This window comes from Archangium sp. (assembly GCF_036388035.1).
Classification (GTDB): Bacteria; Myxococcota; Myxococcia; order Myxococcales; family Myxococcaceae; genus Archangium.
In genome coordinates, this window is sequence record NZ_DASVSO010000186.1 from 1 (window position 1) to 23,907 (window position 23,907).

The following is a 23,907-nucleotide window of genomic DNA, read 5'->3' on the forward strand; positions in this document are numbered from 1 at the left end:
AGGTTGTCTGCCCCTCGACGGAGGCATACGACCGCGCGATCAAGCTGCCCGTGTATGCACGAGAGAAAGTGCAGCACGTGTGGCTCGTGGATCCGGACGTGCGCACGCTGGAGGTCTTCCGCCTGACGGGCACGAACTACACGCTGCTCGCCACGTACACGGGTGACGCGCAGCTCCGTGCCGAGCCCTTCGATGCCATCGAGTTCAAGCTGAGCGTCCTCTGGGGCGGATGACGCGAAGGACGAGCACGCCCGCCTCCTGAAATGTCAGGATGGACCCGATGCCCCCGCGCAAGCTCCCGCGACACCTCGTCTGGCTCGAGTCCTTCGCGGCCGCCGTCGAGTCCGGCAGCCTGGAAGGTGCCGCCGAGCACCTCGGCGTGGCCCGCTCCGTCGTCAGCGAGCACATCCGCGCCCTCGAGCAGGCCCTCGCCGATGGGCAGCCCCTGCTCGAGCGCGGCCCCGGCCGCCGCCTCCACCTCTCCGCCCGCGGCGAGAAGCTCTACGAGGGCACCCAGACGCCCTTGCACCAGCTCGACCTCAAGCGCCTGCGCGACCTCGCCAGCGCCGAGGCCAGCCTGCGCCTCGGCCTCAACACCACCGTCTCCAACTTCCTCCTCGCGGGCATCGCGGGCGACGTGTCCCAGGCCGGCATCAAGCTGGAGGTCCGCTTCGGCGGTGCCTTCGAGCTCGTGCGCCAGGTGCAGACGCGCCAGCTCGACCTCGCCGTGGACTTCACCCCGCTGCCGCCCCACCGCGACGTCGAGGCCGAGTCCCTCCTGCGCCTGCCCTTCGTGGTGCTCGCCGGCCCCGGGAGCGAGCTGGCCCTCCACCCCACCGCGCGCCGCGCCCTCCACGTGCGAGACCTGGAGGGCCAGCCCTTCGTGGACTGGCTGCGAGATGACCCCTACGGCGGCGCCAACAGCGCCCGCTTCGCCACCCATGGCGTCACGGTGCGCGAGGTGGCCCGCGTGGAGAGCTTCCTCCACCTCTTCGACCTGCTGCGCGCCTACCGCGCCTGCGCCATCGCCCCGGACCTGCGGCCCCTGCGCTCCTTCCCCGAGGACCTCACCGTCTGGCCCCTGCGCGAGGAGGACCCCCAGTTCGTCGAGGTGGTGGCCATGAGGCCCGCGGGAGGCCCTGGCTCCGAAGCGGCCCGGCTCGTCCTCGACGGGCTGCGTCAAAGACTGGCCCCGGCCCGCCGACGAAAAAACGAATAAGACGTCGGTTTTTATCGGATTTCCGTCACGGCCCTCCGTCCTTAGAATCTCAGCAGAGGGAGACGCACCGATGACGCCGACCGAACGGACCATCGCCCGACTGCCCGCGCATCTGCGGCGCTATGTGGTGAGCCAGAACTACGACGCCTATACCCCGAGAGACCAGGCGGTCTGGCGCCACATCCTCGGCCAGCTCCGGAGCCACCTGAGCGACAAGGCGCACCCGGTGTACCTCGAGGGCCTGGAGGCCACGGGCATCGGCGTGGAGCGCATCCCCAGCCTGGATGAGATGAACGAGAAGCTGTCCAAGCTCGGCTGGGCGGCGGTGGGCGTGCGCGGCTTCATCCCGCCCGCGGTGTTCACCGAGCTGCAGGCCATGGGCGTGCTGGCGATCGCCGCGGACATCCGTACTCACGAGCACATCGCGTACACGCCGGCGCCGGACATCGTCCACGAGAGCGCGGGCCACGCGCCCATCATCGCCAACGCGCGCTATGCCGAGTACCTCAAGCGCTGCGGGCTGGTGGGCTTCAAGGCCATCGCCACGGTGGAGGACGAGGCCGTCTTCCAGGCCATCCGCAACCTGAGCGTCGTGAAGGAGGACCCCACGGCGACGGAGGCCGAGGTGGCCCACGCGCAGGCGCGCCTGGAGGCCGCCAACCAGAGCCGGCGCTACGTGAGCGAGAGCACCCGCGCCTCGCGGCTCTACTGGTGGACGGCCGAGTACGGCCTCATCGGCACCGTGGAGAGCCCGCGCCTGTACGGAGCCGGCCTGCTCTCCAGCATCGGCGAGGCGAAGCACTGCCTGACCGACGCGGTGAAGAAGCTGCCGCTGAGCATCCAGTGCGCGGACACCGAGTACGACATCACCCGGATGCAGCCGCAGCTCTTCGTGGCGCGGGACTTCGAGCACCTCTTCGAGGTGCTGGCCGAGTTCGAGTCCACCCTGGCCTGGAAGCGCGGCGGGGACCACGGCCTGAAGGAGGCCATCAACGCGCGCACGGTGAACCACCTGGTGCTGGCCGATGGCCGGGAGATCACCGCCCGCGTGGTGGAGGCCCTCCCGGGGGCCCGCCCGGTGGCCGAGGGCCTCACGTCCGCGCTGGTGCGCCTGGAGGGCCCGGTGATGGTGTCGCGCGGGGGCAAGGCCGAGGGCAAGCCGTGGCCGGGGCTCGCGCTGGTGGCGTTCGGCGCGGGCGAGCTGCCGGAGCGGGGCCCCTTTGAGGTGGAGCTGGCCAGCGGCCTGAAGCTGGGAGGCTTCGCGGTGGGTGGGGGCGAGGTGCTCAACCTGCGCGGCGAGCTGAACGGCCGCCCGGTGGAGCTGCCCAGCGTGGCGCAGCTCTTCCTGAGCACGGGGCTGCCGAGCGTGGCCGGTGGCCCGGCGGATCCGGGAGCGTGGGACCGCTGGTTCGGCGAGCTCAACGCCTTCTCCGAGGGCGAGGGCGAGGCCCAGGCCCGCGCGAAGAAGGCCACGGCCCTGCACCCGTCGCTCGCGGCGCTCTACCGCGAGGTGCGCACCATGCGCGAGTCGAAGGCCGTGAAGCCCGAGCGCCTGGAGCAGATCGCCCGCGCCGCCACGGACTTCCAGGACGACTGGCTCCTCAAGGCCGAGGTCGCGGAGCTGAAGCAGCCGCGCGCTTAGAAGCGCCCTTCGAGGGCGGTTCGGGCCTGAATCCTCCTGGGGGTTCAGGCCCTTTTTCTATTCACGTCCCTTCACTTCCTACCGGAACAAACCTTGAATTACGGGTGGTTACGTCTACAGTCCACCCTGGTTTTCTATTCTGGTTTCTATTCATGGCTTCGCTCGACCAGCTGCTTGGAACGCTCGCTCGTCTGGGCGTCACACAAGCCAAGCACCTCGCGCATGAGCTGGGCGTGTCCCAGCCCACGGTGTCTCGGCTGATCCAAGCCGCGGGCGACCGCGTGTGCCGGATGGGGCAGGGGCGCGCCACCCACTACGCGCGCACGCGTGCACTTCCTGACCTGGGGACGCGCCTCCCCGTCTATTGGATCAGCGAGACAGGGAGGCTTGAGCCGTCCGGTACGCTGCACCTTCTGGACGAAGGGCGCCTCTGGTTCAGCGCTCCCGATGACACCGGCACGCTGTTCGAGGGGCTCCCACCGTTCGCCTCCGATATGAGCCCTCAAGGGTACATCGGCCGGACGTTCAGCTCGCGCTACCCCGAGTTGGAGCTGCCCTCACGGCTGGGAGATTGGAACGACGACCACCGCCTCATCGCCCTGGCGCGCCGGGGCGAGGATTGCATTGGCGACACCATCATCGGAGAGGAGTCCCTGAACCGATGGCTCGCGAGCACACCGGAGCCGGTCGAGCGAACCGCCTACCCGGAGCTCGCCCGCCGCTCCGCCCGGGAACAGCCGGGCTCCTCCGCTGGAGGAGAAAATCCCAAGTTCCTGACGTACTCGGGAGGCCGGCACGTCCTGGTCAAGTTCGCGAGCGATGATGAGGGCGCGGTGGCGCGCCGTTGGCGGGAGTTGCTCGTGTGTGAAAGCCTCGCGCTCCAGGTGGTGCGCCACGCAGGCATCGACGCGGCCACGGCCCACTGGTTCGACGAGCGCGGCTACCGGTTCCTGGAGGTCGAGCGCTTCGACCGGCTCGGAGAGCGAGGCCGGCGAGGAGTCATCTCGCTCGAGGCCCTGGACAACGAACACATCGGCGACGCTGGCCGTGGCGCCTCCTGGACGCGCATCGCCCCGAAGCTCCTGGAGCGAAAGCTCATCGACTCCGAGGACGCGCGGCGCCTGCGGTGGCTCGATGTCTTCGGACAGCTCATCGGCAACACGGATCGCCACTTCGGCAACGTGAGCTTCCTGGAGACGCGCGAAGGCGCGCTTCGTCTCGCGCCCGTCTACGACATGCTCCCGATGATGTTCGCCCCGTCGAGCATGACCGTCGTCGATCGCCCGTTCGAGCCGGAGCCTCCAACAGCGGAGACCCTCGATGTCTGGGCGAATGCGGCCCGACACGCGCACGGTTTCTGGACCCGCGTCATCGACTGCGCGGCGCTCGGCGACGACTTCCGGGCTCTGGCGAGACAGTGCCGGAGTGGATTGGAGGCGCTCCGAGACAGGGTCCCCCCGCTCCCAGAGCAGGCGCCGTAGCGTCCATGCGTCATGTTTGCGCTTTGACGCATGCCACGACATAGTTGCTGTCCGTACCACCAGGAGTCTCGCCTGTCCCCTCGACCCCCACCGCACTTTCACGTCGCCATCGCCGGGAGCGGTTTCGGCGGCCTCGGGATGGCCATCCGGCTCAAGCAGGAGGGCCATGAGGACTTCGTCATCTTCGAGCGGGCCCAGGAAGTCGGCGGCGTGTGGCGCGACAACTCCTACCCGGGCTGCGCGTGCGACGTGCAGTCCCACCTCTACTCGTTCTCGTTCGCTCCGAATCCGGGCTGGTCTCGCGCCTACTCGCCCCAGGCGGAGATCCACGCCTACCTGCGCGACTGCGCCGACAGGTTCGGCATCCGCCCGCACGTTCGCTTCGGTCACACCGTCCTCGCCGCCCGCTGGGATGACGACCAGCAGCACTGGCACCTGGAGACCTCGGAGGGGCCCTTCACCGCGGAGGTCTTCGTCTCCGCCGCGGGCGCCCTGAGCGACCCGGCCATTCCCAAGCTGCCGGGCATCGAGACGTTCCAGGGCAAGACGATGCACTCGGCCCGATGGGACCACGGCTACTCGCTCGCCGGTCGCAAGGTGGCGGTCATCGGCACCGGGGCCTCGGCCATCCAGTTCGTTCCTCGCATCCAACCGGAGGTCGGCAAGCTGGTCATCTTCCAGCGCACGCCCCCGTGGATCATCCCCCGGGGGGACCGCCCGCTCAGCAAACGGATGCAGTGGGTGTACGCGCACGTCCCGGGCGTGCATCGCCTCACCCGCTGGCTCATCTACGCGTTCCGCGAGCTGACGGCACTCGGGTTCATGCACCCGTGGATCCTCGAGCTCGTCCAGCGGCTCGCCGTGCGGCACCTGGAGCAGTCCATTCCCGATCCAGAGCTGCGCGCCAGGCTCACGCCCAACTACACCCTGGGCTGCAAGCGCGTCCTCATCTCGGATGACTACCTCGCCTCGCTCAACCACGAGAACGTCGCGCTCGTCACCGAGAAGATCCGCGAGGTGCGCGAGCACTCCATCGTCACGGCGGACGGCACCGAGCACGCCGTCGACGCCATCATCTTCGGCACCGGGTTCCAGGTGCAGGAGCTGCCCATCGCTCGCCTCATCCGGGGACGACACGGGCACACGCTGGCGGAGGCGTGGGGCCGCACCATGACGGCGCACCTCGGGACCACGGTGAGCGGCTTCCCCAACTTCTTCATGCTCATGGGGCCCAACACCGGACTCGGGCACAGCTCGGTCCTCCTCATGCTCGAGGGCCAGCTCGAGCACGTGCTCAAGGCCCTGCGCTACCTCGAAGGCCGGAACCTGGCCGCGGTGGAGCCGACGCCCGAAGCCCAGGCCGAGTTCGTCCGGTACGTCGACTCGCGGATGAGCGGGACGGTCTGGAACCAGGGCGGTTGCGCGAGCTGGTACCTCGACGCCTCGGGGCGCAACTCCGCCTTGTGGCCGGGGTTCATCTCCTCGTTCAAGCGCCGCGTGGAGCACTTCGAGCCCACTGAGTACGTCGCCATCACCCGCCGCGTCCGTTCGGCATCGGTGGGCCAGGAGCGCGGCAGGAGAGTCGGAAACGAAGTCAGCAGGATCGGAGTCAGCCCATGAAGTCTGTACAGGGAAAGGTCGCGGCCATCACGGGCGCGGGTTCTGGAATCGGTCGCGAGACGGCGGCGCTGCTCGCGCGGAGCGGCTGCCACGTGGCGCTGTCCGACGTGAACGAGCAGGGGCTCGCGGAGACGGCGGCCATCTGCCGCGGTCACGGCGTCGAGGTGCGCACGGCGCGCGTGGACGTCGCGCAGCGCCAGGAGGTGCACGCCTGGGCCGACAGCGTGGCGAGGGACCTGGGCGCCGTCCACCTCATCATCAACAACGCCGGCGTCGCCCTGGGGGCCACCATCGAAGACACGAGCTACGAGGACTTCGAGTGGCTCATGAACATCAACTTCTGGGGCGTGGTGCACGGCACCAAGGCCTTCCTGCCGCACCTCAAGGCGGCGGGTGAGGGCCACATCGTCAACATCTCGAGCGTCTTCGGTCTCATCGCCGTCCCGACGCAGGCGGCCTACAACGCCGCGAAGTTCGCGGTGAAGGGCTTCACCGAGGCGCTGCGCCAGGAGCTGGAGGTCGAGGACAGCCCCATCGGCGTCACCTGCGTCCACCCGGGCGGCATCAAGACCAACATCGCCCGGAGCGCCCGGATGACCCAACGGCACGGGTGGGTGGACGGGAAGTCGGCCGCGGAATTCGAGAAGTTCTTCGCCACCACGCCCGAGCGCGCCGCGTCCGACATCCTCTCCGCCATCCTCAAGAACCGGCGGCGCCAGCTCATTGGCTCCGACGCCGTGTTCATCGACCTCCTGCAGCGCCTCATGCCCACCCTCTACCAGCGCCTCCTGGTGGCGGGGGCTCGGCGGCGGCGGCGGAAGATGATGCTGCTCAACCCCACGACAAGAAACGCTCCCGCCAACCCGACCGCCCCGCCCCTCGGCGCGCGGAACGCCCGGTCCGACCGGCCCGGCGCGCGCAGCAGAGCGTCCGGGAGACGCCGCTGTCCCGGAGGCTCGAAGCGCCCGCGCGAGCCACGCCCCAGGAGCTGTTCGCCCTCGCGCTGGACTGGTGGACGAAGGGCGAGCGCTTCGACATCGGGCGCATGGCGCAGGAGCTGGGCGTCAGCCGCGCCACGGTGTTCCGGTGGGTGGGCACCCGCGAGCTGCTCTATGGCGAGGTCATCTCCAAGCAGTTCGAGTCCGCGCTCGCCACCGCCAGCGGCGAGGCGCGGGGCGAAGGGCCCCGGCGCATCGCCGACATCACCCAGCGCCTGCTCCATCAGCTCGTGGCCAACGAGCCGCTCCGGCGCTTCGTGCAGCAGGACGCCGAGTACGCCATGCGCGTGCTGATGTCGAAGAGCAGCACGGTGGAGCAGCGCTGCGCCGCGAGCGTCCGCACGGCGCTGGAGGAAGGCGTCCAGAAAGGCCACATCCGGCCGGCGATGGACCTGGATGCGCTCGCCTACGTCATCATCCGCATTGGCGAGTCCTTCCTGTACCGTGACGCCCTCACCGGAGAGCCGCCGGACGTGGAGAGCGCGATCACCGCCATCCGCATCCTGCTCACCCACGAGAAGCGCTCAGAGTGACGACGGGGAGAAGTCGGCCTGGGCCACCGGCTTCACGTCACTGAACTCGAAGCGCTCCAGCGGCCCGTGGGCGTCGTCGATCTCCATGATGACTGGCAGGGCCAGCACCGGATCCATGCAGATGCGTGCCCGCGTCGCGTAGAGGTTCCGCCCTCCCTCGGGGGCAGTGAAGGTGATGCAGTAGCGCCCCTCCCCGTCGAAGCCCTCGTTCTTCCGAGCGTATCCCCCGAGGGCCTCGCCCTTCTTGAAGCAGTCCTCCAGGACGCCGATGATCGCCGTGAAGGCGAAGTGGGTGATGGGGTGGTTCGTGTCGCCCCGGGCGAGCTTGCTGTTCATGTCGAGCCACATCGCACCGGCGAGACCGAGGACGCCCCCCTCGCGGGCCCGGAGCTCGTTCTTCTTCACCGTGGAGTCGTAGACCGCCCGCCGTCCCTTGGCGGGCCCGTCCAGGACCTCCAGCCGCACCGCCCGAGGCTCCTGCCGGACCGTCACGTGGATCGTCTGCGGCTTCAGCAGCTTGCCGGAGACGCGCTCGCGCTTCACCACACGCGACTCATAGGTGCCCATCTGGGCGGCGGCGGCCTTTCCCGCCTCCAGGAGCACCGCGACCGGCGTCGTCTCGAACAGCTCCACCAACCGCTCGTGCGAGAGCGCCTGGATTTCGGCGCGCCGCTCCTCCAGCGGGAGCCGCGCGAAGCCTGGAACCGGAGACGACGTGGGGGCCGGGGTGCTCAGCAGCAGGCCCGGCATCAGGAGGGTGAGAAGGACTGGGCTCATGGCACCCTCCAGAATACCGCCGGGCGTGCCTTGAGCGCGCGGGGGGCCGGGCGTTACGGTTCCCGTGCCCATGCACATCCAGAACGACGTCATCGCGACCATCGGGAACACGCCACTCATCAAGCTCCGGCGAGCGTCCGAGCAGACGGGCTGCACCATCCTCGGCAAGGCCGAGTTCCTCAACCCCGGTCAGTCCGTGAAGGACCGGGCCGCCCTCTTCATCATCCGGGACGCCATCTCCCGTGGCCAGCTGCGTCCCGGGGGTGTCATCGTCGAGGGCACCGCGGGCAACACCGGCATCGGGCTCGCGCTGGTGGGCAACGCCCTGGGCTACCGCACCGTCATCGTCATCCCGGAGACCCAGAGCCAGGAGAAGAAGGACATGCTGCGGCTCGTGGGCGCCGAGCTGCTCGAGGTCCCCGCCGTCCCCTACAAGGAGCCCAACAACTACGTGAAGGTCTCCGGCCGTCTCGCCGAGGCGCTCAACGCCCGCGAGCCCCACGGCGCCATCTGGGCCAACCAGTTCGACAACGTCGCCAACCGGCAGGCCCACCTGGAGACGACGGGCCCGGAAATCTGGGCGCAGACGGAGGGCCGCGTGGACGGCTTCATCTGCGCGGTGGGCTCGGGCGGCACGCTGGCCGGGGTGGGCATGGCCCTCAAGGAGCGCAACCCGAACGTCGTCATCGGCCTGGCGGACCCGATGGGCGCCGCGCTCCACCACTGGTACACGCAGGGCGAGCTCAAGTCCGAGGGCACCTCCATCACCGAGGGCATCGGCCAGGGCCGCATCACCGCCAACCTCGTGGGCGCCCCCGTCGACGCCTCCTTCCAGATTCCCGACGCCGAGGCCCTCCCCCTCCTCTTCGACCTGCTCGAGCACGAGGGCCTGTGCCTCGGGGGCTCCAGCGCCATCAACGTCGCCGGTGCCATCCGCCTCGCCCGGAAGCTGGGGCCGGGGCACACGATCGTCACCGTGCTGTGCGACTCGGGCAACCGCTACGCGAGCCGGCTCTTCAACCCCACCTTCCTCCGCTCCAAGGGACTGCCCGTCCCGCACTGGCTGGAGCGCGGCCCCGAGGCCCCCGCGGCGAGCACGCTCCTGCGCGAGGTGCTGCTCGCCAAGGCGTCCTGAACCGGAGGCCCCAGCGGCCTCCCGCCGTCACGCCGCCTCGCGCTCGGCCGGGGCGAGCGGCAGCCGCACCCGGAAGCACGCACCGCGCGCCACGGACTCGTCCAGCTCGAGCGTGCCCCCGTGGTTCTCCGTGATGAGCTGCCGGCAGATGGCCAGCCCCAGCCCCGTCCCCTTCCCCACCTCCTTCGTGGTGAAGAAGGGCTCGAAGATGCGGGTCCGCAGCGCCGGCGGAATGCCCGGGCCGTCATCGGCCACCACGAGCTCGGCCATGCCGTCACGCACCGCCGTGCTCACCCGCACCTCGCCCGTTCCCCCGAGCGCGTCGATGGCGTTGCGCAGCAGGTTCAGCGACACCTGACCGAGCTGTCCCTTGTGCAAGGGGAGCCGGGGCACCTCCCCCCACTCGACGGTGAGCCGCATGCCCTCGGGCAGCGAGCGCCGGACCAGCTCGACCGACTCGCGGACCACCTGGTTGAGGTCCTCGGGCTCCAGCTGCGGGCGCTCGCCGCGCAGGAAGGCGCGCAGGTCCGCCTGCGTGGAGCGGATGCGCTCGGTGGCGTAGCCCATGGCCTCCAGCGCCTCGGGGGCGTCCTGGAGCATGAAGTCGACGTCCTGCTCCCGCCACAGCCGCTCGAGCGCCTCGGCCTCCTCGGGGTGCGTCGCGAGCCGCTCGCGACAGTGCTTCAGCACCTCGGCGAGCTGCTCGAAGTACTCGCGCACCGGGGGCAGGTTGTTGTGGATGGCGGTGAGCGGGTTGTTGATTTCGTGCGAGAGCCGCGCCATGAGCTCCCCCATCGCGGAGAGCTTCTCGGCCTGGATGACCTTCTCGCGGGCCCGGGCGAGCTCGGTGGTGCGGGCCTCCACGAGGCGCTCCAGCTCTTCGTTCCTGCGCCGCAGGGCGAGGTTGCGCCAGCGCACCACGCCCGCCACGGAGGCCCCCAGGAGCAGCACGCCGAGGACTCGCGCCCACCAGGTGGTCCACCAGGGCGGATGCACCACCAGGGAGAGCCCCACCACGGGGCCCCACGCCCCCTGGCCGTTTCGTGCGCGCACCTCCAGGTGGTAGCTCCCCGGCGGGAGCGCGCTGTAGCGCAACAGGTGGCCATGGGCGACGTGCCAGTCGTCGAGCCCCACCAGCCGCGCCTCGTTCTCCAGGCGGGCCTCGTCGATGAAACCCAGGTCGGCGAACTGGACCTCCAGCGTCGCCTCGTCGTGGGCGGCCTCGAGGCCCTCCGTGGGCGGCCGGGCGGACGAGCGCGAACCGAGGGTGGTGTTCAGCAGGGCCACGCGCGGCGGAGCGGCCGGGCCGGTGTAGCGCGCACCCTCGAAGCGGCCGAGGCCTTCCGAGGTGCCCACCCACACGGTCCCATCGGCCTCCGCCAGGAAGGAGTTGCCGTTGCAGGAGTCACTCGGGGCGCCCGCGCTCGCACCGAAGTGGTCGAGCACCCCATCGCCCACGAGGTCCACCCCCGACCCCGTGCCCACCCAGAGCCGGCCCGCCGCATCCTCGCCGAGCTGGAAGACGACACCGCTGTGCAGCCCCGCGCTCCGGTCCAGGTGGACCAGGTCGGTGAGCTTCCCGTCCCGGTAGGAGAAGCAGCTCAGGCCCAGGGGCTCCTTGTAGCTCACGCACACGCGGCCATCCCGGCGCGACAGGAGGTAGCGCACGCGGTCGTCCCGCAGGCCCTCGGCGACGCCCAGGCGCTGGAACACGCCGCCCTCCCGCACGTAGAGCCCATCCCCCGCGGCCCACAGCCGCCCGGCCCCGTCCCGCATCACGCTCATGAAGGCCGTGCGCGAGCTGGGAGGCAGCACCGGCTCGAAGGTCCACGCCTCTCCCTTGCGCACGCCTCGCAGCAGGCCCGAGGAGCCCGCCGCCCACACGGTGCCATCGGGCTCCAGGGCCAGTCCGAAGGTGAAGTGCGCCGGGTAGCCCGCCGCCACGCCGAACGTCCGCAGCCTGCCGCTCCCGGGCTCGTAGTGGTGCAGCCCGCCGGGGTTGCCCGCGGCCCACACGGAGCCATCCCGGTCCGCCACCACGGCCTTGAGCGAATAGCGCCCCAGCTCCGGAACGATGGCCCAGCCCCCGGGCGTGCTCCGCGCGAGCCCGCCGTCGGTGCCCACCCACAGCGTCCCGTCGGGACCGCGGCTCAACCCCCAGATGACGCTCGAGGGCAGCCCGGTGGTGGAGTCATGAATGGTCCAATGCCGGCGCCCCAGCGAGCGGTGCACGCCCAGGCTGGCGACCCAGAGCGTCCCCTCCTCGTCCTCCAGGACGTCCCGCATCCGCGCCGCCGGCTCCGGGAGGCCCAGCCGCAGGAGGCCCGCGCGCTCGGCATCCACCTCGATGAGGCCGCGATAGGTCGGCACCAGGAGCTGGCCCCGCCGCCCCACGCGCAGCCGGCGCCCCGCCGCCTGGAGGCCCTCGACGAGCTCGGTTCTATCCTCGAAGGCCCCCCCACTCCGGGGCTGCACGGCCAGCCACCCCTCGCCGCTCAGCCACAGGCGACCCTGCCCGTCCCGCACCAGCGAGGCGATGGGGTTGCGGTACTCGCGCACCTCCTGGCTCCGCCACTGCCCGCGCGTGTCCCGGCTCAGCAGGCGCGAGCCCGAGGCCACCTGGAGCTCGCCCGACGCATCCACCCAGAGCGCCCTGGCCCCGCCCCCCGGCCACCCGGGCGACAGCAGGAAGCGCCCCGGCTCCGTCTCCACGAACAGGCCCTGGGCGGTCCCCACCACCATCCGCTTCTCGGCGTCCAGGCGGAGGCTCCACACCTCCGAGGGCACGCCACTCATCGGCACGGAGGCGAAGCGGCTCCCATCCCAGCGCACCACGCCCGCCTGGGTCGCGAGGAGCAGCCGCCCCCGCGCGTCGAGCGTGACATCGTTCACCACCACCGAGGGCAGGCCGGACTCCAGCCCGAAGCGCTCGAAGCGCTTGCCGTCGAAGCGGTACAGCGCGTCCATGGCGACGGTCCAGACGAACCCTTCCCCGTCCTGCACGATCCAGGACGTGTCGGGGTTCTCGATGCCCGAGTCCGTACCGTAGCTGCGGAACCCGAGGCGCCCTGGAGGCGCTCCGCCTCTCGCCCCGCTGCCCCCCAGGGCGACGAGGCCCACGGCCAGCAGCGCGGCGATCCGATACAGCGACATGACTCCCGTGGCCTCTCTTGGGAAGGGGGCAACGCCGTGCTCCCTGAGGCCAGCTTATCACGGACGACAAAAAGGCCGGCCCCCCCCGAAGAGGAGACCGGCCCCTTGCGTCAGCACCCGAAGGTACCGGGACGAACTACTTGCAGACCTCGGCGCACACCGCCGGGGCCTTGGTCGGGTCCGAGAACTGCGCGAGGTAGGCGTCGCAGGCGAGCTTCGCGCGCGCGTTCGAGCAGTCCGAGGCCTTGCTCAAGTCGAACTCCTTGCCCGCGTTCGGGCCGGTGCAGTTGTCGTTGTCCTCCTTGCGCTCGGAGCACTTGTTGGCGGCGTACAGCCGGGTCTTACAGTCATCCACGTTGGTGCCGAAGGTGGCCTTGAACTGCTCGGAGTTCTTGGCCGCGTCCGACTGGCACTCGAACTGACGCTCACAGACCTGGTCCACGCCCGACTGGCACACGGCCTCGGGGCTGGGGCAACCGATGGCGAACAGGGCGAGGGCGGCGGTGCTGAACAGGAACTTGTTCATCTGGGCTTCTCCTTGGAGGTGACTGGGGGTGACTGCGTTGACGGGCGCCGTGTTAGCAGCCCCTTCCCCTCAAGGCTAAATTTCAGCCGCCAGAAGCCTACCTTTCAAATCTGTATGGATTTCCGGCTCGTACGACGTGCTGAGTCAAACCCAGGGCGAGCCTAGGGCTCGGGCGAGAGCACCACCGAGGGGGCTCCACGCGCGGGAGGGGACGCGCCGCGCCAGCGCCCGTACAGCCGCTTCGCGGGCAGGGCGAGGGCCAGCGAGACGCCCAGCACGGACAGCGCCGTGGCAATCGCCGGCAGCACCTCCAGCGAGTGCCCCCACCGGCTGGCCAGTCCCGCGAAGGTGGACCAGCCATAGGCGATGGGCAGGTGCACGACGTAGACCCAGAGCGAGGCACGCCCCACCGGACCCAGGTGCCCGTCCAGCCGCGCGGGCAGCAGCATCGCCAGCCCGGCCACCACGCCCAGCAGCCCCAGCCGCCACACCACCAGCGTCGGGTCGCTCACGCGGGGATCTCCCCCCCACAGCGCCATCAATGAGAGGAGCGCCGTGCCCGTGCCGATCATCACGAGCCACTGCGGCACGCGCTTCACCAGCCCCAGCCCGAGCCCGGTGAAGCCTCCGGCGAAGAAGTACGCGGACCAGGGGAAGAGCGGGAAGTTGGAGGTCTTCCCCGCGAGCGCCTGCTCCAGCGCCAGGGGCCAGCCACCGCCGTCCACCGAGGCGCGCACCCACGGGCCCGCCAGTGGAAAGAGGAGGGTGAGCGCCGCCAGCGCGCCCATCCGCGCCGCCCGTCCGGGCAGCAGCGCCAGCACGCCCGCGCCGAGCAGCAGCGCCCCGGCCACGCCATGCAGCGCATCGAAGGCGAGGAAGTGCCGCCACACCCACGGCTCCCCCGCGAACAGCGCCGGCAGTCCCCACCCGGGCCAACGCAACAGGTAGCCCCAGCCCAGCAACAACCCCACGCGCGGCACGTACCGGCGCAGCACGCCCGGGCCCTGGGCGCCGGTGCGCTGCACGGTGGTCGCGAAGGCCCAGCCGGCCACGAAGAGGAAGAGCGGCGCGGTCACGGCCCGCATGGACCAGTACGCCAGCATGCCCGGGCCTTCGCGGGCCGCGTCCGACAGCACCGCGTCCAGCGTGTGGCCCATCACCATGGCGATGACGGCCACGGCACGAGCACGGTCCAGGCCCATGTTGCGCGGGCTCGGGGCCGCCGCGGCGGCCCCCGTGGCGCGGGAGGCGAGGGAAGACATGACTTCAGGCGCTACGGAGACAACCGGAGGGCTCAGACGCGCATGGGCATGACCACGGCCGTGAAGCTGCGGTCGCCCGGGGCGTGCAGCACGCCGGGGCTGTGCTCGTCACCCAGCTCGAAGGCCACCTCGTCCGTGTCCGTCACGCCCAGCACGTCCAGCAGGTAGCGGGCGTTGAAGCCGATGGTGATGGCGGTGCCGCGGTAGGCGATGTCCAGCGCGTCCTTGGCCTCGCCCAGGTCCGGGTTGTTGGCGGTGATGAGCAGCTGGTTCTCCGCCAGGCCGATGCGCACCGCGTAGCTCTTGTCCGCGCTCAGCAGCGCGATGCGCTTGAGGCCCTCGAGCAGCCGCGTCTTGGGCACCATGACCGCCTTCTCCCCTTCCTTGGGGATGACGCGCTGGTACTCGGGGAACTGGCCGTCGATGAGCCGCATCACCATCGTCAGGCCCGTCTTCTTGAAGAGCGCCGAGTTCTCCGCGAACCCCAGGTGGCACTCCGCGTCCGGCGCCTCGTCCAGCAGGCGCTTGAGCTCCAGCAGGCCCTTGCGGGGGATGATGACGCCGCTCTTGAGCTTGAAGTCGCCGGGCAGCTCGCGCTCGATGAGCGACAGCCGGTGACCGTCCGTGGCCACCATGCGCACCTTGCCCCCCGCCTGCGGCTCGAAGAAGACGCCGTTGAGGATGTAGCGCGTCTCGTCGGTGGAGATGGCGAACTGCGTCTTCTTGATCATCTCCAGGAGCGTGCCGCCGGTGATCTGCACCAGGGGGGCGCTCTCCTCGCGCGGCAGCTTCGGGTACTCCTCGGGCGCGGTGCCGACGATCTTGAAGTGCGCCGAGCCGCTGGAGATCTCCACGTAGTTGTTGGCCAGCTTCTTGAGCGTGACCTGGGCGTCCGGGAGGTTCTGGACGATGTCGAAGACGTACTTGGCGCTGAGCGTCACGGCGCCGGGCTTGAGGACCTCGGCCGGGTGCTCGGAGACGATGCCGATCTCCAAGTCGAACGCGGTGACGGTCACCCCCGTCTTCGTGGCCGTGACGAGCACGTTGGCGAGGATGGGCATCGTCGTCTTGCGCTCCACGATGCCCTGGGCGCGATAGAGGGCCTTCTTCAGCTCATCGGCGGCGATGCGGAATTCCATCTCGGGGGTCCTTGAAGAACCAGGGGTACGGGAAAGCGTGGCGGCCTCTCGGGCCACCCCGGGCGGATGTAGCCCGGGGGCCCCGGGTCGTCAATGAACGTGACGTCTGCGGTCATGCTGACTCGGAAAGCACACGAGGAGACAGGCACTTGGACCGTCTCTCCGGGTCCAGGCATACAGGTAGCACCTTCGCCTACCGACCCGTCGGCCGGTCGCTGCTTCTGGCGAGCCCCGCACACACACTAGGAAGGGTCGAGAGTGGAGGAGCACGCCATGCACGACAGGGTCTACAAGACCGACGACGAGTGGCGACAGCAGCTCAGCCCGGAGCAATACCGGGTCATGCGCCAGAAGGACACCGAGCCGCCCTTCACCGGGGCCTTCTGGAACCATGGCGAGGAGGGCGTCTACTGCTGCGCGGGCTGTGGCAACACCCTCTTCTCCTCCCGGGCGAAGTTCGACTCGGGCACCGGCTGGCCCAGCTTCCACTCCCCCCTGGTGCCAGGCCACCTCGTCCAGCACGAGGACCGCTCGTCCTTCCTGCGGGTCCGCACCGAGGTGGCGTGTAGCCGCTGCGGCGCCCACCTCGGCCATGTCTTCGACGACGGCCCTCCCCCCACCGGGCTGCGCTTCTGCATCAACTCGGCGGCCCTCGCCTTCGAGTCCGACGAGGAATTCCTGGAGGAGCACCTCCTGGATGAGGCGCGGGGAGACGGCGTCGAGTCCCCCGCCTATGAATGAACGGGGAGCCCCCGCGTCGGGAAGTAGCATCACCCCCGGGAGGCGGCGAGACTGCCGCATCCCTTCCCGGAGCCCCGCACCATGACCCTGCGTCAGCCCCTCCTCACCGCCGCCCTGGCCCTCGGCCTGCTCGCCGGTTGCAGCCGCAACGCCACCCCTCCCCCGACCGCCGAGTCCGGCGGCACGCCTCCCGCACAGATGGACACTCCCGCCAACGACAAGCCCGCCCAGCCCCCGGCCGACGCCAGGCCTGTCGGTGAGATGCCCTCGGGTGGCACCGCCGCCACCGGCACGCCCGCCGATCACGCGCCCGCCGTCTTCTTCGTGAAGAACAGCGGCGTGCGCTGCATCACCACCCCTTGCCCCACCTTCCTCGCCAGCCGGCCCGACCGGCCCAACGAGGACCCGATGCCCATCCACGAGCTCGACCTGTCCGCGCTCGGCGTCAGCGACGAGAAGCGCGCGAGCCTCGAGATGGCCACCTTCGAAGGCCCCGGCCTCAAGGTGCAGGCCACCGTGGCCGTGCGCCCCAACGCGGGCCCCGCCGGCGCCGCCACCGTGCTGCGCGTCAGCCAGGTGGTCGAGAAGTAGAGCGCCCCTCCTCCAGGGGGACGCCTCGTCGCCGCGTCTCCCCGGGCGCATCACCTCCATCGGATGCTACCCCCTGGCCCTCGCGAGGGCTCTCGCGTGACAATGGCCGTCCCGCGGAACCAGAGGGGCTCCGCCTCGCTTCCGGTACCTGGAGGGCTGTCAGACTTCCCTGCTACTCCGCGCGTCGCCCCACCCACCGCTGGAGTCCAGGATGTCCGTCCGTCGCCCCCCCCTCCGCAGTCTCTCGGCACTCGGAGTGCTGTGGGGAGGCATGGCCCTCGCCAGTCCCCCCGCGCCCCTCACGCCCCGCACGCCCACCGGCTTCTCCACCGTGGAGCAGCGCCACGTCTACGCGCCGCCCGATGAGGGCAGCTTCGAGATTCCCATGGTCACCGGCGGCGCGGCCGCCACCGAGGTCCTCCTCGAGGAGCCGGAGATGTGCCGGCCGGACGCGAAGGCCACCGCGCGCATCACCTACTCCAAGAGCCGCAACGAGGTGGTGCTGGAGGCGGACTTCGACGGGCTGCCCTACCGCATGTCCTTTACGCGCCCGGTGGACGTCTCCACGCCCTACAACCAGTTCCCCGTCTCCATCCAGCATGGCAAGTGGCAGTTCTGGTTCGTGGGGCGGATGCTCAACTTCGACACCACCTTCTATTACGACGCCACCACGCTGCGGCTGCTCGGCAGCGAGCATGACCTGCCCGGCGGGCCACCCCCCAACAGCATCCCCGTGGCCATCGCCACCATGCACATGACGAGCACGCCCCTCTTCGAGGGCACGCCGGAGGGCAAGGGACGCGCGCGCTTCGTCTTCCGCTACGACCAGATGCTCGATGAGCAGGGCAAGGGCGGCGTCTACTTCTCCTACACGCCCTACAGCCTGTGCAAGCCGGACGAGTACGGGCCCTACTACACGGACGGCGGGCTGCCGGTGTCGCTGGCGATGAACTTCGACCAGGTGCTGCAGAGCATCTGGGACGGCTTCGGCATGGTGGTCGCCACCAGCCTGGAGCCGGACCCCAAGCCCTCCTACCTGCTGAGCCGCGACAACCCGATGATCGGCTGGAGCGGCGCGTACCCGAACTCGCGGCCCAAGGGCTACGAGAGCAACCCCTTCAACGGCACCCTGTCGCGCAAGACGACGTGCGCCACGCGCATCCATCCGGCCTACACCGCGGCCTACTACAACCGCTGCGCCACCCCGTGAGCGAGGACTCCCCCATGAAGACCCTCATTGCCTCGCGTTCCGCTCCCGTGCGCACGCTGCTGTCCACCGCCCTGCTCGCGGCCACCCCCGCCCTCGCCCAGGTGCTCCCCCCCGAGGTGGTCCCGATCGAGGCCCTGCCCGGCGCGGCCCACGTCACCGCTCCCGCGGGCGCTCCCCTGCCGGGACTGAGCTCGGAGGAGCGGCTGAAGTTCCAGGAGGGCAAGGCCCTCTTCGAGCACGACTTCACCCCGGCCGAGGGCCTGGGGCCCCTGTTCCGCGAGCAGGCCTGCGTCACGTGCCACATCTCGCCGGTGACGGGTGGAGGAGATCCGACCGGGGTCGACAACGTCATCCACTACACCCTCCGCAACGGGGACCAGTTCTTCCAGGCCTTCGAGCTCGGCGGCCCGGTGGAGCAGAAGCGCTCCATCAAGCAGCTTCCGGGGGGCTCGGCGTGCCCGCTCGATCCGGACGTGATTCCGCTGAGCAAGCCTGGGGTGGGCACGAGCCCCCGGCACACGCCGCCGGTGTTCGGCTTCGGGTTGCTGGACGCGGTGAGCGACGCGGACATCCGCGCGTGGGAGGGCGCGCGGCCGTGGAAGGCGCCGGGCGTGTACGGCGTGGCCAACTGGGGCGTGGAGCTGGAGGGCCTCGGGAAGCTGCGCGCCTTCAACCTGGACGGCGGGCGCACGCAGCCCATCGGCGCGGCGCGCGTGGGCCGCTTCGGCTGGAAGGCGCAGACGCCCACGCTGTTCCAGTTCACCAACGAGCCCTTCAACATCGAGCTGGGAGTCACCACGCCCTTCTTCCCTCGGGAGAACACGCCGAACGGAGCGCAGCCTCCCCCCGAGTGCCGCCTGCCCCACCAGCCCAATGACGTGAACAGCCAGATGACGCTGCCGCTCTACTACTTCCAGGCCTTCCTGGCGGCGCCGGAGCGCGGGCCCCTCACCTCCGACACGGTGAAGGGCGAGGAGGTCTTCACCAAGGCGGGCTGCGATGACTGCCACCGGCAGACGCTGCGGACGGTGAAGGACTACCACGCGCCGTGGCCGGACGGGACGGTGCACCGGGTGGCGGCGCTGAGCAGCAAGCTGCTGCGGCCCTACAGCGACCTGCTCCTCCACGACATGGGCCCGGGGCTGGAGGACGTGCGGCCGATGGGACGGGCCTCGGGACGCATGTGGCGCACGACGCCGCTGTGGGGCCTGCGGCACAAGACGCGCTACCTGCACGACGGCTCGGCGAACACCGTGCAGGACTCCATCCTCCTGCACGGGGGCGAGGGCCAGTGGTCGCGCGACGCGTACATGGGGCTGTCCGCCCACGAGAAGCAGCAGCTCCAGGCGTTCCTCGACAGCCTGTGAGCTGGGCCCGAGGGCTCACATCCCCCGTGAGCCCCGGGCCTCCTCAGCGCGGCGCCTCGCACGCCCGCGTCTGCCCGAGGGCACACGCCCGCTCCCGCAGGGCCCGTGCCTTCTCGGGAGCAACCCTGTCGGCCAGCGTGAGGCAGTCCACGCCACTGCCCGCGCGGCAGCTCTCGTCGAGCAGCCCTTCCGCCTGGGACTCCAGCGCGGAGGCCCGCGCCGCATCCGGAGCCACCCCCTCGGCGCCCTGACGCAGCCGCTCGGCGGCACGCAGACACGCGGCGGGCTCGCCCAGCGCACAGGCCTTCTCCTGGTACGCGAGCGCACGCGCCGGCTCCTTCGGGACGCCCTGCCCCAGCTCGTGGGCCTGCCCGAGCTCGACACAGGCCAAGGGCTCACCGGCCTCGCACGCGGCGCGGTAGTGCTCGCCCACCTGCTCGTAGAGGGCGAGCGCCCGGGCCCTGTCCAGGTCCACGCCGCGCCCCGTGAGGTACCGCAGCGCGAGCGCGGAGCAACCCCCGGGCACGCCCGCGTCACAGGCCCGCCGCAGGTACACGAGCGCGCGCGAGTCATCTCGCACCGGCACGGGCCCCGCCTCGAACAGGGTGGCGGCCCGGACACACGCGGCGCCCAGGCCCGACTGGCAGGCGGCGGTGAGCAGCTCCAGCCCCCGCCGGACCCGGGCCTCGCCCTCGGCGGCCTCCACCGGCCCACCCCGGCCCTCCAGGCGCAGGAGCCCCCCGGAGACACAGGCCTCGGCGTCATCGAGCGCACAGGCGGCCTCGAGCAGCGGGCGCGCACGGCGGAAGGCCTCCTCGGAAGCGGCCCCCTGGGAGACCCAGCCCAGCCCGGCACAGCCGAGCCCATCGTGGGCCTCGCAGGCCTGACGGTAGAGCCGCTGGGCACGGGGCACGTCGCGCACGGTGCCCGAGCCGTAGCGCAGCCGGTCCGCGGCCAGGGTGCAGGCACGGACATCCCCGGCGGAGCACGCCGAGAGACACCCGCGCCCCGTCGCGCAGGACGGCCGGGTGGCGTGGACGGGCGAGGGCGAGGGCGCCACGGGAGCGGTGGCGCACGCCACGAACAGCAAGCACACGAGGGCGCGGAGCGACGAGGTTCTCGGGGAAGCCATGCGCACGCACCCTACGCGACTACTCCCCGCGCTGTTGACGCTCGAGGAGCACCTCCACGTAGTCCCGCAGGGTGCGGTGGGTGTCGCTGTCGAAGAACTCGGGGCCCGCCGCGGAGGTGTCCTCGGCCAGGGCGAAGAGGGCGAGGGACAGGGCACGCCAGCCCTGGAGCATCTCCTCGTAGCGGCGCTGCTCGAGGAGGGAGCGGAACTGCTTCACGGCGGGGGTGTCCGCGTAGTGCTCCAGGGGGCCCCAGTTCCACGCGCGGGAGACGAGCTCCTCGGTGCGGCACCGCCGGAGCTGCTCCTTGTGGCGCCGGCTGGCCTCCCTCTGCCCGCGCCAGAGGTGGAACGCGAACGCCGTCCACCCGACGAGGAACAGACCGCCCAGCAATCCCACCAGCGTGCAGACACTCATGGCGCAGGGTGTTTACCCGAAAAGGCTCTCCCTTCCAGGACGCGTCACCTGCTCGACATCTCCCGGCCCCGGCCCGGCTCCAGGTGAAGCCAGGGCGCAGCCGAGCGGCGCCCGCGTGCGAATGTTCCCGGCATGAACGCGCCCCCTCCGTCCTCCCACACGGCCGTCGTCCTGCTCCATCAGGAAGAAGACGATGTCGGACAGCTCGGCCCCGCGTTGCGTCGCGCGGGCTTCACCCTGGACGTTCGCCTGCGAGCCCCAGACTCCGAGGACGAGGAAGCCGACCTCGTCGTGGTGATGGGCAGGTCCTCGAGTGGCCAGGAGGCGAACCTGACCGCGCTCCTGGAGGAGGAGCAACGCCTGCTGACACGCCGGCTGGACGCGGGGCGTCCCTGCCTCGGCATCGGGCTGGGGGCGCGGTTGCTCGCCGCCGCCGCCGGGGCCCGCGTCTTCCCGGGCGAGAAGGGCCCGGTGATGGGCGTGCAACCGGTGTCGCTGACGACGGAAGGCCTGTCGGACCCCCTGTTCGCCGGCTTCGAGGAGTTCTTCGACGTGCTGCACTGGCACGACACCACCTTCGAGTCCGTGCCCGGGGCGCAGGTGCTCGCCTCGTCCGCCCGCTACCCCCACCAGGCCTTCCGCGTGGGCGGCTCCTACGGCGTGCAGTTCCACCCCGAGGTGGACGTGGGCCTGTTGGAGCGCTGGGTCCGCGCCTCTCCGGAGGACGTGGGCCGGGTGAATCTCACCGCCGAGGTGTTCCTCCAGCGGGAGCGCCCTCGGCTGGAGCGGGTACAGCAGCCGGCGATGTTGCTGATCGAGCGGCTGTCCACGTTCTTCGCGCGGCAGGTGGGCGCGGGAGAAGGTGGAGAGCGCTACCTCTTCACCGTGGAAGCGTCCCACCGGCTGGCGGGCCGGGGCGTGCTGCTCTCGCCCGGCATCCCGAGGCGCTCGCCCATCGTGCGCGTGGGACAGGCCATCTCGCTCAAGTGCCCCGACGGCTCGCGCCTGGGGGCCACCGTGCGCGGCATGGCCAGCTTCGGGGAGACGGGGAAGGCCATCCCCCTGCTCGTCCAGTTGGACACGCCGGACGTGGACGTGCCCCCCGGCGCGGAGGCCCTCACCACCGCGCCGCTCACGGTGTAGCGAGCGGCACGGACACGCCTACACGGCGGCTGCCTGCCCTTCCTCGTGGACCGGCACCGGTGCCGCGGCCTGCGGCTGGGCCGCGGCCTTGCGCCGCAGGTCCTCGGTGGTCTCGCTGTTGCCATCCGGTCGCCAGCCCGGCGGAGCGACGAAGTAGCCCCACACCTCGCGCGGGCCGCGAGCGCTCTTCAGGTCGCGCAGGAAGGGGCCGAACTGGTGGAAGACGATCTTCAGCGGGTTGTTCGTCTTCAGCGGGTGCACCAGGCCGTACCGGCAGGGGAGATCCTCGCGCTCGGGGACATACGTGCCGAAGAGGCGATCGAAGACGACGAGCACGCCCCCGTAGTTGGCGTCCAGGTACTCCACGTTGGCCGCATGGTGGACGCGATGCGCCGACGGCGTGTTGAAGAGGCCCTCGAGCGGGCCCAGCTTCGGCAGCCAGTCCGCGTGAATCCAGAACTGGTAGGTCAGGTTGAGGGTGTACGCGGCGAAGATGGACGCGGGGGTGAAGCCCAACAGGGCCAGCGGCGTGAAGATGGCGTAGGCGCCCGTGAGGTGGGACGTCCAGGCGAGTCGGCCCGCGGCGAGCAGGTTGAGCTCATTCGACGAGTGATGCACCGCGTGCGAGAGCCAGAACCACCGCATGCGGTGCCCGAGCCGGTGATACCAGTAGTAGAGGAACTCGAGGCCGAGGAACAGGGCCACCCAGGACCCGACGCCAAGGGACGAGGCCTCGAAGAGGCGATGCTCGTAGAGCCAGTACGCCCCCGGGAGCGTGACCGCCAGCGGAATGAGCCGGGTGACGCTCCGGCCCACGCTCACGCCGAGGGAGGCCAGGGCGGAACGCCAGCCGTACTCGCGCTTGAAGACGAACTTGTAGGCCAGCACTTCCAGGAGGATCGCCCCCAGGGAGATGCCAATCAGGACGGCGGACAGAGGGCCGAGGTGGTTCATGAGGAGCCTCGCGCGGCGGCGGAGGCGATGTTCATAGCACCGCACTCCTGGGCCACAAGCGACCGCCGGTGACGGTCTCCACGGGTCTCCTCACATCCGCACGCCGAGCTGCAGGCCGGGCCAGTACTGCACCGTGATGCGCTCGTCCAACCGCCGCTGCCGCACCGGCAGCGTGGAGAGGGTGAGCCGGTCCGCGTCGCTCCAGGCGAAGTAGCCGTTGTAGGTGACCCCACCGAAGACGGCGAGGCGCTCGAGGATGTTCACCCCGAGCATCAACCGCCCCTGGCCCAGCACGTTGGCGGTGGACCCGAAGGGGTCCCTCACGCGGCGCACCGAGCTGCCCGCCACGTCTCCGTCCAGCCAGAGGCGCTCGCCCAGCGGCAGGTGCAGGCCCAGCCCGAGGCCGAGGCTGAAGCGCTGGAGCCTGTCATCCGGCCCGATGCCCGCCAGCACCGTCGTGTAGACGTACTTGCCGCCGAACTTCACCGCGAGGTTGGTGAGCTGGATGTCGCTCGCCCAGGCCTCCAGGTGCAACTGGCCCTTCTTCTCGAAGGAGAACAGCCCGAGCGGCACGCCCCGCACCTCCTCGGAGACGTTGATGAGGCCGAGTTGCACGCCCGTCACCACCTTGGCCACGTTGATGAGGCCGAACTGCGCGCCCGTCACGTCCCCCCCCACGTTCAGCAGCGCCGCCTGCAGGCCCGTCACATGGCCCGCGCTGTTGAGCGCCAGGGACCCCTGCAGGCCCCGCAGCGAGCCCCGCGTCACGTTGAGGCCCATGGCGGTCTGGATGCCGGCGAAGTCGCCGCCCGTCACGTTGGCGCCTCCCGCGAGCTGCACGCCCCACAGCGAGCCGCCCGTCACGTTGA

21 protein-coding genes and 1 pseudogene are annotated in these 23,907 nt (G+C 70.7%); 13 read left to right on the forward strand and 9 right to left on the reverse strand.

Going from position 1 to position 23,907, the window contains the following annotated elements; genetic code table 11:
* The 7 genes from VF697_RS08130 to VF697_RS08160 form a co-directional block, all read left to right on the forward strand.
* A partial coding sequence (locus VF697_RS08130; protein WP_331092964.1) for a Uma2 family endonuclease occupies positions 1-233 on the forward strand: 233 nt, incomplete at its 5' end.
* Positions 234-280: 47 nt separating this feature from the next.
* Positions 281-1,219, forward strand: coding sequence for a LysR family transcriptional regulator (locus VF697_RS08135; RefSeq protein WP_331092966.1), 939 nt, complete (start codon positions 281-283; stop codon positions 1,217-1,219).
* A gap of 70 nt (positions 1,220-1,289) precedes the next feature.
* The gene (locus VF697_RS08140) at positions 1,290-2,861 is read left to right on the forward strand and encodes an aromatic amino acid hydroxylase (protein WP_331092968.1); all 1,572 of its coding nucleotides are present in this window, start codon (positions 1,290-1,292) and stop codon (positions 2,859-2,861) included.
* Positions 2,862-3,013: 152 nt separating this feature from the next.
* On the forward strand, positions 3,014-4,342 hold the full coding sequence (gene yjjJ, locus VF697_RS08145; protein ID WP_331092970.1) for a type II toxin-antitoxin system HipA family toxin YjjJ: 1,329 nt from the start codon (positions 3,014-3,016) through the stop codon (positions 4,340-4,342).
* A 30-nt stretch (positions 4,343-4,372) separates the two neighbouring features.
* Positions 4,373-5,962: an NAD(P)/FAD-dependent oxidoreductase gene (locus VF697_RS08150; protein ID WP_331092972.1), complete on the forward strand. Its 1,590-nt coding sequence runs from the start codon at positions 4,373-4,375 to the stop codon at positions 5,960-5,962.
* On the forward strand, positions 5,959-7,254 hold the full coding sequence (locus VF697_RS08155) for an SDR family oxidoreductase (protein WP_331092974.1): 1,296 nt from the start codon (positions 5,959-5,961) through the stop codon (positions 7,252-7,254). Before VF697_RS08150 ends, VF697_RS08155 begins: the two co-directional genes overlap by 4 nt.
* A complete protein-coding gene (locus VF697_RS08160) occupies positions 7,191-7,493 on the forward strand; it encodes a QsdR family transcriptional regulator (RefSeq protein ID WP_331092976.1) in 303 nt (100 codons plus the stop codon). The genes VF697_RS08155 and VF697_RS08160 overlap by 64 nt, the downstream gene beginning before the upstream one ends.
* On the opposite strand, the gene VF697_RS08165 is transcribed toward VF697_RS08160, so the two are convergent.
* Complete coding sequence (locus tag VF697_RS08165) at positions 7,485-8,270, reverse strand: DUF1571 domain-containing protein (RefSeq protein ID WP_331092978.1); 786 nt, start codon at positions 8,268-8,270, stop codon at positions 7,485-7,487. The genes VF697_RS08160 and VF697_RS08165 overlap by 9 nt on opposite strands.
* 70 nt (positions 8,271-8,340) lie before the next feature.
* On the opposite strand from VF697_RS08165, the gene VF697_RS08170 reads away from it, so the two are divergent.
* Entirely contained in the window at positions 8,341-9,405 is a 1,065-nt protein-coding gene (locus VF697_RS08170) for a cysteine synthase A (RefSeq protein ID WP_331092980.1), read from the forward strand.
* Between the two features lie 27 nt (positions 9,406-9,432).
* Here the strand turns inward: VF697_RS08170 and VF697_RS08175 are convergent, their stop codons facing one another.
* From VF697_RS08175 to dnaN, 4 genes are all read right to left on the reverse strand, one after another.
* Complete coding sequence (locus VF697_RS08175) at positions 9,433-12,558, reverse strand: sensor histidine kinase (protein ID WP_331092982.1); 3,126 nt, start codon at positions 12,556-12,558, stop codon at positions 9,433-9,435.
* Positions 12,559-12,694: 136 nt separating this feature from the next.
* Positions 12,695-13,084, reverse strand: a complete 390-nt coding sequence (locus VF697_RS08180) for a hypothetical protein (RefSeq protein WP_331092984.1) — start codon at positions 13,082-13,084, stop codon at positions 12,695-12,697.
* Between the two features lie 161 nt (positions 13,085-13,245).
* On the reverse strand, positions 13,246-14,346 hold the full coding sequence (locus VF697_RS08185) for an acyltransferase family protein (RefSeq protein ID WP_331092986.1): 1,101 nt from the start codon (positions 14,344-14,346) through the stop codon (positions 13,246-13,248).
* Between the two features lie 32 nt (positions 14,347-14,378).
* Positions 14,379-15,485 (reverse strand): DNA polymerase III subunit beta, encoded by a 1,107-nt coding sequence (dnaN, locus tag VF697_RS08190; RefSeq protein WP_331092988.1) that lies wholly within the window; start codon positions 15,483-15,485, stop codon positions 14,379-14,381.
* Positions 15,486-15,758: 273 nt separating this feature from the next.
* Here dnaN and msrB point away from each other — a divergent pair, with 273 nt between their 5' ends.
* The 4 genes from msrB to VF697_RS08210 all read left to right on the forward strand — a co-directional run bounded on the left by msrB (position 15,759) and on the right by VF697_RS08210 (position 19,394).
* Positions 15,759-16,226: a peptide-methionine (R)-S-oxide reductase MsrB gene (gene msrB, locus VF697_RS08195; protein ID WP_331092990.1), complete on the forward strand. Its 468-nt coding sequence runs from the start codon at positions 15,759-15,761 to the stop codon at positions 16,224-16,226.
* An 81-nt stretch (positions 16,227-16,307) separates the two neighbouring features.
* A complete protein-coding gene (locus VF697_RS08200) occupies positions 16,308-16,817 on the forward strand; it encodes a DUF6748 domain-containing protein (RefSeq protein ID WP_331092991.1) in 510 nt (169 codons plus the stop codon).
* Between the two features lie 211 nt (positions 16,818-17,028).
* Positions 17,029-18,027 carry a hypothetical protein gene (locus tag VF697_RS08205; RefSeq protein WP_331092992.1) on the forward strand — a complete coding sequence of 333 codons (999 nt, stop codon included), beginning with the start codon at positions 17,029-17,031 and terminating at the stop codon, positions 18,025-18,027.
* Between the two features lie 14 nt (positions 18,028-18,041).
* Positions 18,042-19,394: a di-heme oxidoredictase family protein gene (locus tag VF697_RS08210; protein ID WP_331092993.1), complete on the forward strand. Its 1,353-nt coding sequence runs from the start codon at positions 18,042-18,044 to the stop codon at positions 19,392-19,394.
* A 43-nt stretch (positions 19,395-19,437) separates the two neighbouring features.
* Here VF697_RS08210 and VF697_RS08215 read toward each other — a convergent pair whose 3' ends face one another.
* Together VF697_RS08215 and VF697_RS08220 are read right to left on the reverse strand one after the other, a co-directional pair.
* Positions 19,438-20,526 carry a hypothetical protein gene (locus VF697_RS08215; protein WP_331092994.1) on the reverse strand — a complete coding sequence of 363 codons (1,089 nt, stop codon included), beginning with the start codon at positions 20,524-20,526 and terminating at the stop codon, positions 19,438-19,440.
* Between the two features lie 19 nt (positions 20,527-20,545).
* Positions 20,546-20,941 (reverse strand): hypothetical protein, encoded by a 396-nt coding sequence (locus VF697_RS08220; protein WP_331092996.1) that lies wholly within the window; start codon positions 20,939-20,941, stop codon positions 20,546-20,548.
* A 132-nt stretch (positions 20,942-21,073) separates the two neighbouring features.
* Here VF697_RS08220 and VF697_RS08225 point away from each other — a divergent pair, with 132 nt between their 5' ends.
* Complete coding sequence (locus tag VF697_RS08225; protein ID WP_331092997.1) at positions 21,074-22,084, forward strand: type 1 glutamine amidotransferase; 1,011 nt, start codon at positions 21,074-21,076, stop codon at positions 22,082-22,084.
* Positions 22,085-22,102: 18 nt separating this feature from the next.
* Here the strand turns inward: VF697_RS08225 and VF697_RS08230 are convergent, their stop codons facing one another.
* The gene (locus tag VF697_RS08230) at positions 22,103-23,038 is read right to left on the reverse strand and encodes a sterol desaturase family protein (protein WP_331092999.1); all 936 of its coding nucleotides are present in this window, start codon (positions 23,036-23,038) and stop codon (positions 22,103-22,105) included.
* A gap of 90 nt (positions 23,039-23,128) precedes the next feature.
* Positions 23,129-23,907: pseudogene (locus VF697_RS08235) on the reverse strand (caspase family protein); the annotation flags it as partial.